The sequence below is a fragment of the Undibacterium sp. JH2W genome (genome assembly GCF_049340425.1).
Classification (GTDB): domain Bacteria; phylum Pseudomonadota; class Gammaproteobacteria; order Burkholderiales; family Burkholderiaceae_D; genus Undibacterium.
Genome location: NZ_JBMPOT010000014.1, coordinates 83023 through 96005, shown reverse-complemented (window position 1 = coordinate 96005; position 12983 = coordinate 83023). Strand labels below are relative to the sequence as shown.

Below are 12983 nucleotides of genomic sequence, written 5' to 3'. Positions count from 1 at the left end.
GGCATAGGCACTAAGCTCCATTGTATCTGTCTGTATTCACCAGAAGTTACAACCAGGTATTCCTATGGTCAATCTGGATCGTGCTACGCTAGATTTGGTCGTCGCTTGTATCAGCGTGATTTCCATGCTGGTCATGCTGGCGGTCTGGCATATCAACCGTGACATACCCGGCACAGGCGTGTGGGCTGCGGCCGCGTCCCTGGTCGCACCAGCATTTCTGCTGATACGTCTTATCCCTGTCATTGATATTCCCATGTCCCTGATAGTCGCCTTCAATAATTCGCTGACCCTGACCACGACCCTGCTGATGCTGGAAGGTACCCTGCGTTTTCGCGGCTACGCCTCACAACTGCGCTGGCGCTGGGGCCTGGTACTTGTCCCTGCATTTATTCTGCTGGCCTTCCTCAACCGGGACGACATGATACGCCGTTATTTATTCCATGATGTCATTGCCGCCACGCTGATGATGGTCACCGCTCTGGTGTTGATCTGGAAAACCCGCGATCTTGACTTGCTGGCCGCGGGCATAGGGGCGATATCCCTCATCATCATGGCAATAGGATTTCTCATGCGCTGGCATCTGGCTTTCATTTCAAACAACAATGCGGAGCTGGCCAGGCACCCCATGCTCAATTTCATTTACCTGATCGTCGTGCTATGCCTGCTGGGCTGGACTTATGGCGTCAGCGTCTGCTGCAATCTGAGAGCACAAAAAAGCATACTGGAAATGGCCCGTGAAGATGTGCTTACAGGCTTGCCCAACCGCCGCCATGTCGATGAAATGCTGGATAAGGCCATCGCCCAGAGCAGCCGCAACCAGCAGGGCTTTGGTTTCATCCTCATCGATTTAAATCATTTCAAGTCCGTCAATGACAGGTTTGGCCATCAGACAGGTGACTTATTGCTCAAGGAAGTTGCCCGGCGCTTAAAAAGCTTTTGCCGCCACGCCGACTTTGTAGGCCGCATAGGCGGCGATGAATTTGTCGCCCTGACCTTTGGCGTCAACCAGGAAGCCCAGCTCGACAGCACCCTGCTACGCCTGAAAAAAATACTCGAAGGCACCTGCACCATACAAGGCCATAGCATCAACATCCAGGCCGCACTGGGCAGCGCCCTCTTCCCCACCGACGGCCGCAGCGCCGACAAACTCATGCAAGTCGCCGACCAACGCATGTACATAGACAAATCCGTCCCAGACAACATCCTGACCGCAGTAACCCAAAGGGTATAAACCAAAAAAACAAAAGCCGGTCACAAACCGGCTTTTTCATCTTCAAAAACTAATGCTCGAGAAATGCTGAGTAAGCGTAGCGAGCGGCGCTAGTTTGGGTTAAGAAGCACAGTCGTACTTTAGTACGACGAGCATCGCAGGCCCAAAATCGCGTCGCGCAGTAGCTTAATCAGTATTTCTCTATTTTGTCCAGAATTTTTGATAGTGCATACGAAAGTCGTTGGTAGGCTCAAACATATTCTTTTGCCCACCATCATAAGCAATATTCTGTGCCGTCACCAGATGTGCCGCCCCCACAAAGCCACTATGTTCTGCGCCTGAAAATGCGCGATTCAATTCATCGACGATTTGCCAGGCTTGCATGGACAGGGGCTCAGGTACAGACCCGGATTGCAGGCTATTGGCACGTATGCGCTTGTATGCAGTAGGTGAACCATCACCAGCAGAAACGCCGACCAGTTTGTTATTGGCGATCAGTGCGGCAGTGGCGGGCACTTCCAGCAAATCAAAATAAAAGTCATTGACACCGATCGCATGGGTCCACTTGTTACCGAAGCGCTTGACCAGGTTTTCTACAACGCCCTTCATTTTGACATTGGCATCGGCCAGGGGTACATCTTCCAGGCTCAGCAATTTGCAACCCTCGCACTGACGTATGGTTTCCACGATGGCGCTGGATTTCGCCAGCAGATAAGGATTGGTGGAATCGGTGAACACCACGATGCCAGCCTTGTTATTCGATTCGACCACAGTATACAAGGCTGCGACTTGCGCGACCTCTTTGGGATTGGTCGTGATATTGGTAAACAAGCCGTCAGTAGGGCCATTTTTTACCGAGGCATGCCAGCCCACCACAGGGATTTTGGCCTTGGCTGCTGCTGCCATGCCCTTGCTTTGGCTACCTACATCGACGCCAGCGAGGACAATACCATCGGCCTTCATATCCAGGGCCTGGCTGATAATGGACGCCCCCTGATTACAGCGACCACGGCAATTGATGGGTAAAACTTCCCAACCTGCACTGGTACTGGCTTCGCGCACGCTATTAAATATGCTGTTAACGCCCGCATCACCCAAATCAGCTGCAATAAAGATAATTTTCTTTTTCTTTTGCAGTTGCGGTCCATCCGCCGGACCTTCCCAACGGTTCTTCAAAGACGCTGCCCTGGCCACTTTGGCGTTGGCGCGACTGAGAAACTGCATGGGGTTTTCTTGCGCAGCGGCAGCACTGATAAAACTGAACACAACAAACAATACGGTCAGGCACTTACTTTTAGTAGCAGTCATGATTCTTGGCTGGTCAGGTTGGTAGAAAATCTGTATTGACACAAACTTTAATTCGCACAAACTTTTATTCGTGATTGAAACAAATACTTACAACTGCGCAATGATTATTGCAGAAAAAACTGTCAAATAAATAGAGTTTCAGCACCAAGAGGCAAGCGCAAAACATTACACTAAAAAAACAATAAAAAAAGGAATAAAATTCTCCATAAAAAAGATTTTCTTATGGAAAATTTCATTCCTTCAAGCAACACTTACTATAACGAACCAATTAACAACAGTTTAATTTGCACCAATTTGCCCATGTTTAGGGGTAAATACAGTGAATGTTGGCTTATTTCTCTATTCCCAGCGGATGTCGCCGGATCCCATGCGTTCTACATTGCGTTTTGCCGGATTGCCGCTGACATGCACATCCCCGCTACCCATCAGTTTCAATTTAATCTCCTGGCTGGCAAACACCCTGGAGTTGGCAGAGCCTGTGGAATTCAAATTGACTTGCGCACTTTTCAAGGAAGAGGCATTCAAATCACCAGAGCCTGTCAATTTGGCATTAAAGGTTTTAGCCTGTCCTTTGATGATGCTGTCTCCAGAACCGTGGACGTTGAGTTCAAGCACATCGCTATTCGCCAGGCCCAGAGCCAGGTCACCACTGCCATGCACATTGGCAAATACTTGTTGATACTCGCCATCCAGGCTGACATTGCCTGAGCCTTGCACCAGCAATTCCAGTTTATTGCCGCGGAAACCTTTAATGCTGGCGTCGCCACTCCCTGAAGACTGCAGTTTTTCCAGATTCGGCAAACTCAGTTCTATCTTGCTTTGCTCGGTCTTGCCTACCGAGATATAGATCCCACGCGTGCCTATATACAGGGTATTGCCTTCCAGCCTGGTAGTGATTTTGGCAACCAGTTTAGGGTCGCCCTTGACCAGCAATTCTGGTGTCACTGCTTGTTTCAACGTCAAATCTATAGGCCCGCTCAGTACTATATTGACGATGGATGCATTCACGGGACGAACTTCACTGGCCGCTGAACCGGCACTGACTACAGTACTGGCGTGAGCCCGGATAAAGACCACGCTGGATGCCGTCAGCACGACAGCCAGACCCAGCATGCCTATGCCTGTGCGTATGATATTTTTCATTTTTTTCTCCTGGTACTAAACAAAAACTAAAGAGGTTTGCTGCAACTTCCTGATTGTCAAACTGCATAACCCAGCTGCAATTGTGACAAGTTCCAACGTAAATAATGTCTGAAGCCTATGAAGGTGTATTTGGTCAGGAACATACTCAACATCATCAAGGCTATCGACCCTAGCAGCAAACCCAGGCCTGACAGTAATTTGGTGCCGGAAAATTGATTACCAACCTCTATATGCAAACTCTCTGAATGATGTTCAGCTTGCATGCTTGCCGGTGTCACTGGCGTAGCAGGCGTTACTGCACTTGCTGCGGCTGGTGCAGCCGGTGCTGTCACGCTGGAGGCAGATTTTTCAGCATCCTTGGGTTTTTCACCATCTATCAGGATGCCGGTTTCTGAGACATCAACGCGTACATTATGATTTTTCATGAACTTGCCTTCACGATGGCTATGCATATGATGCTTACCGGCAGGCACATCGAAACTGAATTGCTCAACGCCAGATAAACTGGCTGCCGTGATACCTATGCCAGCGACATACATACCCAGAGCGAATATATAGGCAGAGCACAAGAGACTGAAATAAACTATGGCAGGTATCAGCATGAACAAGTTGAAGATCATCAAGCCTATCAGGGCGACCAGCAGGCCAGCGATATTCCCCAGGCTGAAATTGCTCTTTAATGCCTGATAACGTGTACTGGTTTTTTTCTGTGCAGCCACCAATTCAGGTTTCGGTAAACTGGCAGCAATGTCTTCTTCAGATTTGCCTGCCACCATGGCATCAACAAATTTGGCTTCATAAGCCCACATGGTTTCTTCTATCACTGCAGCAGGCAAGCCCTCCAGTGCCAGGCGCAGCGCGTTCATATATGCAGTCTTGTTCATAGCCATCTCCCGTTTTTTGATTTGGTATGCTCAGAATAAGCAAAGCCCAAGGAGGAGGCTACAGACTTGCGACAGTGCGCAAATTTCTGGGGATAAACTGCAAAAGCTGCGGACAGGCAGCACCACTGTCGTGATGCCAGCAACGAGCTTCGATATTAATTTATTATCTTAACTGTTCATAAAGCCATGCTGCTTCAGAGGCGATTGCCCCAGCGGGCATCATCAGCGCGAGGCGATGCTTCATGGTTGGACAAAGCGGTATCTCACTGCGTCCTACACCCAGATCTTGCCCTTGAAGCCGGCACTGATGCGTCACATAGGGATAGCCCACCGGCCGTTGCCCGCTATCGATGGCGCAACGCGCAATTTGTTACAGGTGCTGGATTTATTCAGGCAAGTAGAATAAGGCCGTGCAGCACGCCTAGGCAAGAAACTAGCAGTTTTTCTCCAGCCAGGCTTGCAGCTTGCTGGTATTTTCACCTTGTAAATGCAAGCCGAGACGGCTACGGCGCCAGAGTATGTCTTCAACGCTGCAGGCCCATTCCTGTTTGACCAGGTAGGCGACTTCGGTCTCATACAGCCCAGGCAACAGCATCTCACCCATGTCCGCCAGCGAATGCCTGTCCTTCAGAAAAACATGGATGCGGCTACCATAGGCATGAGCATAGCGCTCCACCAGATGCGGTGACAGCCAGGCATATTGTTGCTGGCACTGCTGTATGAATAAGGGAAATCGCGTGACAGCACGGTTTTCTGGCGACTCACTAAAAATATCACCACCGGGCAGGCACGCGTGTTCAGTCCAGGCAGAATTGGCATTGTTGAGCAAGGGTGCCAGCATGGACAGGGCTTCTTCCGCCAGTTTTCGGTAAGTAGTGATCTTGCCACCAAAGACATGCAATACCGGCGCACCGGCTGTATCGAGCTCCAGGCGGTAATCACGGGTCAGGGCGGCGGCCTTTTCCTTGCCCGCCTCCACCGTTTCTTCCACCAGGGGGCGCACACCGGAGTAAGACCACAAGACATCGGCAGGACTAATGGCCTGGGTGAAATAGTGGCTTGCCAGTCCACACAGATAGGCCACTTCATCTTCGCTGATGGCGACCTCATCCAGCGAACCCTGATAATCCAGATCGGTCGTCCCTATCAGGGTAAAGTTTTGCTCATAGGGGATGGCAAAGACAATGCGGCCATCGGGATGCTGGAAAATATAGGCATAGGGATGATGGAATAAACGCTGCACGACAATATGGCTACCCTTGATCAACCGCAAGTGCTGTGCTGCGCCCTGGTGCAAGACTTGTTGCAGGGTAGTGATAGCCCAGGGGCCACTGGCATTCACCAGGCTGCGGCTTTGTACCATCAGCATGCTGCCATCAGGCTTTTGCAATTGCACCAGCCAGTGCTCATCCTGCCTTCTGGCAGAGACACAACGGGTGCGCGTCATGATGGTGGCACCTTTTTCTGCCGCCTGCATGGCATTTAGCACAACCAGCCGGGCATCATTGACCCAGCCATCGGAATAGGCAAAACCACGCTTGAAATCTGCCTGCAGGGGTTGGCCGGTAATATGTTTTTGCAAATTAAGTGATTCAGCACCTGGCAGCAATTCACGCTTGGCCAGATGATCGTACAGGAACAAGCCTGCCCGTATCATCCAGGCCGGGCGCTGGCCTTGGTCGTGCGGCATGACAAAGCGCAGGGGGCTGATGATATGCGGGGCAGACCGCATGAGTACTTCGCGTTCCTGCAAGGCTTTGCGCACCAGGCCGAATTCATAATATTCAAGATAACGCAAACCGCCGTGGATAAGTTTGGTTGAGGCCGATGAAGTATGTGAGGCCAGGTCATCTTTTTCACACAAGAGTACGCTCAGGCCACGCCCGGCCGCATCGCGGGCAATGCCAGCACCATTGATACCCCCGCCGATGACAAGTACGTCGACTTCCTGCATGGCTGGCTTGCTCGTCATTTTTTAACCAGATGATTTGGTAACCAGCCTATGCCATGCGCATGCAGACTCTGTATATACAAGCGGTCTTCGGTCTCGGTGACGCCTGTGGTTTCTGGATACAGGCCGGTAGGATCCTGCAAGTCAGCCAGTATCTTGCCGGCTTCATTGAAAGCCAGCACATGGCCATAGGCAGGCGGCACTGGCCACAGGACACGCGGCAAGCGCAGGGTAAGGCTGCGCAACCAGGGTTTTTCTGCCATATTGTCGATGGCAGCACCACGCGGCTTGGCCAGGCCCAGCCAGATACGACCATCACGGCCACGCATGAGATTGTCTGGGTAACCGGGCAAATCACGCAAGAGAATACTGGCCAGCTTTTTATCTGGCTTGTTCTTCAAATGCAGGTCCTGGGCACCGATGGCGATTTTCCAGATACGGTATTCACCAGTCTCAGCCACGATGAGGCTTTGCTCATCGGCACTGAGTGCCAGGCCATTGGCAAAGCACATGCCATCAGCAATCACACGCGTCTGCTTGCTGGTCGGGTCATATTCCAGCACCCGCCCAGTGGACGAATGTTCCAGGATATCGAGTACGCTGGCATGGAAGGTGCCACCCGACTCCCTGGCACCAAAACGTTGCGAGGCATCGGTGAAGTAAATCTTGCCGTTCCGTGCAACTACCACGGCATCAGCGTATAAAATCGGGCTATCGCCTATTTTGTCGGTCAGGACAGTGATTTGCTTGTCGGGGGAAATCGAGAGTATGCCGCGATAAGCATCGGCGGCTATCATATTGCCCGCTGCATCAAACATGAAGCCCAGTACCCGCCCGCCGGTATTCACCCAGACCTCGCGCTGGCTGCCATCTGGCTGCATGCGTAAAATGGCCCCGGATGTTACGGCGGCATACAGTTTTCCGTCCGGGCCTATGGCAATATGTTCGGGGCCGGTTTCTTCGCCTATATCTATGGTTTTCAGGGCCGCCAGTTTTTCATTGCGTGCATGCGGTGGTGAATAACCGGCAAAGGGGGTTGCCTGCCAGGCTACAGGATTGATGGGTACAGGTGCCAGCAAGAGATAGGCAGCCAGGATCGCCAGCGAGGCCAGTACCAGTAATAGCAGGCGTAAGATCCATTTCTTCAACACTCATCTCCTCGCATTTCAAGACCATAGCAACGGACACAGCTCGTGCATCCCAGGCAATTCTGTATTTTGCACTGTCCGAATGATAATTTGATATTTATTTTACGAGATGTTGCAATGAAGCAGAAAAAAAGCCGGGCCCGGCATTCAGCCATGGCAACGCACTGCATCATAGGTGCGCAACCAGGTCATTTGCAAAATCCGTGCATCATTGCTGGCGCGATGGCGGGAAATATTCAAGTCTTCCTGTACCTGGTGCTTGGTGGCATGCCATAAACCCTCTTGCTGTGGCGTGATGATTTCGCGCAAATCTGCCAGGCGAAAATTGGGTACCCTGTCAGCGGCGTCAAACAGGCGCGCCATCCAGACATAATCCTGGGTCCAGCCATCTGTATATACAGTCAGCCCCGCCAGCAAGATATTCAACTGCTCAGTCACCAGGCTGGCGGACTTGCCTCTTTCCACCAGGATCTCCCGGGGTATGCGATGGATGCGGGCAGCATGGATGTCCCAGTGCTGCCAGTCAGCCTCGGGCCGTATCAGCGTGCACCAGCCTTCGCCATGACGCCGCGAAAAGCCTACCTCGATAGGGTAGCTACCTTTGCCAAAGCCCGAGGCTTCGAAATCAATCACGATGGGCACGGTCATCATTGCATAGGCTCCAATGGCTGGGCTAGCTGAGGGTGATTGCTGCTGCGGAAACTGTCCCGATGACAGTGGGTCCTGCTTCATTTTTCTACGAATATCAGAGGCTTGCAAGTTTTTGCGGAAAATTCTCGCTATTTGCATCTGCATTTAAAGATATTTCATGAATATGTGGCGATTTATAGTGCGAGTCTATGAACAATCTGGCCTGTACCTGGTCCAACAGCCCGTCTTGCCGATACTAGCCCTGCCAGATTGAGAAAATACTGGTAAGCTCGGCAACTTGTTTTGCTTCATGTTAAAGGAACCCATGCGCCTCTTACGCTCACTACTAGTCACCCTGAGCCTGATCTCTGCTACCGCTTTTGCCGCCCCTGCCGCACCAAAAGAAGGCACTGACTTTATCAGCCTGAAAACACCGCAAGCCACGCAGGCCACAGGAAAAAAAATAGAAATCATAGAGTTTTTCATGTACCACTGCCCAGCCTGCTATGCGCTGGAAGCCACCATCAATGACTGGGTAAAAAAGCAGGGCGACAATATCGTCTTTCGTCGTATCCATCTGCCTTTGACGGGCGAAAAAGATCCTGAGGCACATTTATTCCTGACTTTGGAAGCCATGAATCTGGAAACCAGCCTGCATGCCAAAGTACTGGCGACCTGGCATGTAGAAAGAGCCCGCCTGACCAGCGATGATGACAATACTGCATGGGCAGTCAAAAATGGCCTGGACAAGGCCAAGTTCCTGAGTTTCTATAATTCCTTCACCGTCGTCAGCAAGCTGAAAAACCTGTCCAAGCTGGTGTCCACTTATCAGGTTGACAGTACACCGACCTTTGTCGTGGATGGCCGTTTCCTGACCAACCCAACCATGGTGGGAGCAGCCCATCCAAATATGTCGCGCGAGCAGTTATTCCAGGCGACTACGCAAGTACTGGAAGGCTTGATGGCGAAGAGCAAGAAATAAGTTTATTTCGCCCTCATACAAAAAAGCTCAGATTTTCAACACCTGAGCTTTTTTATTATTGCTACTCACCAGTTCCTATTTATCAATCACGGCCTTGCCTATGGGTGCCGCGGCTATCGCTGCCAGCTTCAGATGCTGAATACCAAACGGTATGCCTATGATGGTGACAAAGCAAAACAGCGCGGATAGCAAATGGGCGATGGCCAGCCAGAGACCAGCAAAGATAAACCAGATGATATTACCTATCATACCGAGTGCACCGGTACCCAGGTCTTCTTGTCCACTGATATCCGCCCGATCGACGACTTCCTTGCCAAACGGCATGAAGCTCAACTGCCCTATGACAAAGCAGGCACGTCCCCAGGGTATGCCTATGATACTGAGAAAAGCGATCAAACCCGCCAGCCACCAGGCCAGGCCAGTCAGGAAACCACCACAGATCAGCCACAGTATATTGCCTAATAAACTCATCTTTTACTTTCGCAATCAGACCGGTACGTTAAATTCATTACCGCTTTACTCATAGCGCAGGCAATCTACAGGCAAGAGACGCGAGGCACGGCGCGCCGGATAAAAACCAAAGAAAATACCGACAAAGCTGGCGAAACCGCAGGCTACCACCATGGCTTGCAAGCCGACGATCACTTCCAGTTTGCCGGTGGAGGTAATCGCCGCCGCCCCCGCCATGGCCAGCAAGATGCCCAGGATACCGCCCACCAGGCAGATGACTACTGCCTCGGTCAGGAACTGCAACAGCACATCGCGTGGCTTGGCACCGATCGCCATGCGTATACCTATTTCGCGGGTACGTTCTGTGACTGATACAAGCATGATATTCATGATGCCTATGCCACCCACTATCAATGAGATGGCACCAATCGCCCCCAGCATGGCGGCCAGGCCGGCACTGATCTTGGCGCCGGTTTCGGCAATCGAGGCCAGGTTATCGATACGGAAATCATCTTCCTGCCCGGCCTTGATATGGTGGCGATCACGCAACATGTCCTTGATATCTTCCTCTGCATCCTTCAACTGCTTGTCGCTCTTGCCCTGCACCACGACATAATGCACATTGCGCGGAAAAGGGCTGCGCATCAGGGTCGCGCGGGCAGCGGTAATCGGGATCAGCACCATTTCACCCAGGTCACCACCATCAAACATGCGGCCTTCACCCTGCAAGACGCCGACCACCTGGAAAGGCACATTGTCGATGCGCACGAACTGGCCTATGGGGTTGTCCTTGTAGAAAAACTGGTCAGCCAGTTTCTTGCCTATGATAACCATGCGTGCCGCACCGCGGATGTCGGAATCGCTGAATTCATTGCCCTGATCGACTTTCCAGTTACGCACCTTGAACATTTCTGGTGTCACACCGAGCACAGCATTATTGGAATTATCATTCCCCACCGTTAGCTGGAAAAAACCCTGCAAGGCAGGTGCAGCGCCATTCAGGCTGCTCAAGTCATTGAGTGCCATCGCATCTTCTACCGACAAAGAAGGCGCTGTGCCGGTACGCGCGCGAACGCCCTGGGTACGGTTGGCACCTGGCGAGATAATCATCAGATTACTGCCCAGAACCTCCAGCTCCTTGGCGATGAATTTCTTGGCGCTTTCACCGACGGCCAACATCATGACGACCGAGGTAATGCCTATGATAATACCCAGCATGGTCAAGGCCGTGCGCAGCCTGTTGGCATTCATGGAGCGGAATGCCTCTATAAAAACCTGGAGGAAATTCATTTGCTGCCCTCCTGCGCTTCTGAGTATTCGGCATGCGAGGCGGCCAGCTGGCGCAAGCCTTCTGCTGCCGGACCATCGTATAAAACATGGCCATCCTTGAGCCGCACCAGGCGTTTGCTGTAGGCAGCAATATCCGGCTCATGCGTGACCAGCAAAATCGTAATGCCACGGTCGGCATTCAATTGCTGTAGCGAGCGCATGATGTCTTCACTGGTCTGGGTATCGAGGTTACCGGTAGGTTCATCTGCCAGTATCAATGGAGGATCAGCCACCAAAGCGCGGGCAATCGCCACACGCTGCTGCTGGCCGCCAGACAGTTGATTAGGCAGACGTTTGGCATACTCCTTGAGCCCCACTCTCTCAAGCTCCACCAGCGCCTTCTTGTGCGCCTTGTCGCGCCCTACGCCGGCATAGATCAAGGGCAAGGCGACATTTTCTGCCACGCTCATGCGCTTGATGAGGTTAAAACTCTGGAATACAAAACCTATAGTGCGGTTGCGTATGGTCGCCAGTTCAGCACGTGACAGACTCAAGGTATCGACACCATTGAGCAAATATGATCCGCTACTGGCCTGGTCCAGGCAACCGAGTATATTCATCAGCGTCGATTTGCCGGAGCCGGACTGGCCCATCACGGCTAAAAAGTCGCCACGCGGCACCTGCACATCGATGCCATGCAAGACCTTGGTCTCTACGCCGCCAGAGAAATAGCTCTTGCTGACCTGACGTATCGCTATCAGGGTATCGCTCATCAGCGTGCTCCGGTTTTATCCAGTGCGCGGGTGATGACTTTGTCACCGGGTTTCAAATCACCGGAAATGACTTCGGTATATTTGAAATTGGACAAACCAATTTTGACATCCACAGTTTTTGCCTGGTTTTTGTCATCGAGTTTGTAGAGTTTGAAGGTGCGGGTCAGGTCTTTTTTGGTACGGAAAGCCACGTCATCATCGACATCCGGCGCTGGCAGATTGGCACTGGCAGAAGTCGAGGCTGCGGCTGATCCGCCGGCATTCTTGTCCTTGAGTGCCTTGGCTTCTTTGGCCTGCTCTTCTTCGCTGGGCTTGTAACGCAGCGCTGCGGTAGGTATGCGCACGACGTTTTCACGGCTGCCAACCACCAGACGTACTTGTGCTGTCATGCCGGGCTTCAGCAATTCATCCTTGTTATCGACATCCAGCACGACGTTATAGGTCACCACATTCTGTTGCACATTGGCCGCCAGACGGAACTGGCGCAGCTTCGCTTCAAACTCACGGTCAGGATAGGCATCAACGACGAAACGCGCAGGCAAGCCATCTTTGAGGGAACCGACATCAGCTTCCGAGACGCTGGTATCAATCTGCATCTTGGTCAGGTCACGGGCGATCTGGAACAGGTTAGGTGTCTGGAAAGAAGCAGCCACGGTCTGTCCCATGTCGATAGTGCGCTTGATGATGACACCGTCTATGGGTGAACGAATGACACTGTTATTCAAGTCAGCCCTGACGCGGTCCAGCTGCGCCCTGGCCAGTTTGATATTCGCGTCAGCCACTTCCACTTCGCGTTTGGCCTGGTCCATGGCTGTGCCAGAGATATAGTTTTGCGAAACCAGTTTCTGGTTACGTTCCAGCGTGGCCTGGGCCAGTCGCTTTGATGCTTCGGCAGATGCCAGGCTGGCGTCACTCTGCTTGATCTGGGCATTAAAGATGGTGGGGTCGAGTTTGAGCAAGACCTGGCCTTGTTTGACCCGGTCATTGAAGTCTGCCTTCAACTCCACCACGGTGCCGGATACCTGGGAGCCGACATTGATCAATGCCACAGGATTGAGCGTACCACTGGCTGTGACGGTCTGGGTGATATTGCCCTTGTCTACCACCGCAGTTTTGTATCTGGGTTCTTCTTCCTTGGCCTTGGCATTTTCTTTTTGATAGTACATGGCAGCAGCACCGCTTGCGAGTACAAGAGCAATGGCGACAAAAACGCGTTTCTTGGTGAACACAGGCAT

At 52.0% G+C, this 12983-nt stretch carries 12 protein-coding genes; 2 read left to right on the top strand and 10 right to left on the bottom strand.

Annotation, left to right across the window (positions count from 1 at the left end; all coding sequences use genetic code 11):
• Positions 1 to 64: 64 nt before the first annotated feature.
• Entirely contained in the window at positions 65 to 1231 is a 1167-nt protein-coding gene (locus tag ACO0LC_RS21045; RefSeq protein ID WP_423006745.1) for a diguanylate cyclase domain-containing protein, read from the top strand.
• Positions 1232 to 1411: 180 nt separating this feature from the next.
• Here the strand turns inward: ACO0LC_RS21045 and ACO0LC_RS21040 are convergent, their stop codons facing one another.
• The 6 genes from ACO0LC_RS21040 to ACO0LC_RS21015 all read right to left on the bottom strand — a co-directional run bounded on the left by ACO0LC_RS21040 (position 1412) and on the right by ACO0LC_RS21015 (position 8295).
• Complete coding sequence (locus ACO0LC_RS21040) at positions 1412 to 2518, bottom strand: substrate-binding domain-containing protein (RefSeq protein WP_423006743.1); 1107 nt, start codon at positions 2516 to 2518, stop codon at positions 1412 to 1414.
• 339 nt (positions 2519 to 2857) lie between these two features.
• Positions 2858 to 3661 carry a head GIN domain-containing protein gene (locus ACO0LC_RS21035; protein ID WP_423006741.1) on the bottom strand — a complete coding sequence of 268 codons (804 nt, stop codon included), beginning with the start codon at positions 3659 to 3661 and terminating at the stop codon, positions 2858 to 2860.
• A 56-nt stretch (positions 3662 to 3717) separates the two neighbouring features.
• A complete protein-coding gene (locus ACO0LC_RS21030; protein WP_423006737.1) occupies positions 3718 to 4545 on the bottom strand; it encodes a DUF1700 domain-containing protein in 828 nt (275 codons plus the stop codon).
• Positions 4546 to 4978: 433 nt separating this feature from the next.
• Complete coding sequence (gene glpD / locus ACO0LC_RS21025; protein WP_423006735.1) at positions 4979 to 6517, bottom strand: glycerol-3-phosphate dehydrogenase; 1539 nt, start codon at positions 6515 to 6517, stop codon at positions 4979 to 4981.
• Positions 6514 to 7647, bottom strand: coding sequence for an SMP-30/gluconolactonase/LRE family protein (locus tag ACO0LC_RS21020; protein ID WP_423006733.1), 1134 nt, complete (start codon positions 7645 to 7647; stop codon positions 6514 to 6516). The genes glpD and ACO0LC_RS21020 overlap by 4 nt, the downstream gene beginning before the upstream one ends.
• 144 nt (positions 7648 to 7791) lie before the next feature.
• Positions 7792 to 8295, bottom strand: a complete 504-nt coding sequence (locus tag ACO0LC_RS21015) for a hypothetical protein (RefSeq protein WP_423006731.1) — start codon at positions 8293 to 8295, stop codon at positions 7792 to 7794.
• A gap of 304 nt (positions 8296 to 8599) precedes the next feature.
• On the opposite strand from ACO0LC_RS21015, the gene ACO0LC_RS21010 reads away from it, so the two are divergent.
• Positions 8600 to 9256, top strand: coding sequence for a thiol:disulfide interchange protein DsbA/DsbL (locus tag ACO0LC_RS21010; RefSeq protein WP_423006729.1), 657 nt, complete (start codon positions 8600 to 8602; stop codon positions 9254 to 9256).
• Between the two features lie 75 nt (positions 9257 to 9331).
• Here ACO0LC_RS21010 and ACO0LC_RS21005 read toward each other — a convergent pair whose 3' ends face one another.
• From ACO0LC_RS21005 to ACO0LC_RS20990, 4 genes are read right to left on the bottom strand one after another with little or no spacing between them, the layout of a single operon-like run.
• Positions 9332 to 9727 carry a YccF domain-containing protein gene (locus ACO0LC_RS21005; protein WP_423006727.1) on the bottom strand — a complete coding sequence of 132 codons (396 nt, stop codon included), beginning with the start codon at positions 9725 to 9727 and terminating at the stop codon, positions 9332 to 9334.
• 45 nt (positions 9728 to 9772) lie between these two features.
• Positions 9773 to 10996 carry an ABC transporter permease gene (locus tag ACO0LC_RS21000; RefSeq protein WP_423006725.1) on the bottom strand — a complete coding sequence of 408 codons (1224 nt, stop codon included), beginning with the start codon at positions 10994 to 10996 and terminating at the stop codon, positions 9773 to 9775.
• Positions 10993 to 11748, bottom strand: coding sequence for an ABC transporter ATP-binding protein (locus tag ACO0LC_RS20995; protein WP_423006723.1), 756 nt, complete (start codon positions 11746 to 11748; stop codon positions 10993 to 10995). Before ACO0LC_RS20995 ends, ACO0LC_RS21000 begins: the two co-directional genes overlap by 4 nt.
• Positions 11748 to 12983 (bottom strand): efflux RND transporter periplasmic adaptor subunit, encoded by a 1236-nt coding sequence (locus ACO0LC_RS20990; RefSeq protein ID WP_423006721.1) that lies wholly within the window; start codon positions 12981 to 12983, stop codon positions 11748 to 11750. Before ACO0LC_RS20990 ends, ACO0LC_RS20995 begins: the two co-directional genes overlap by 1 nt.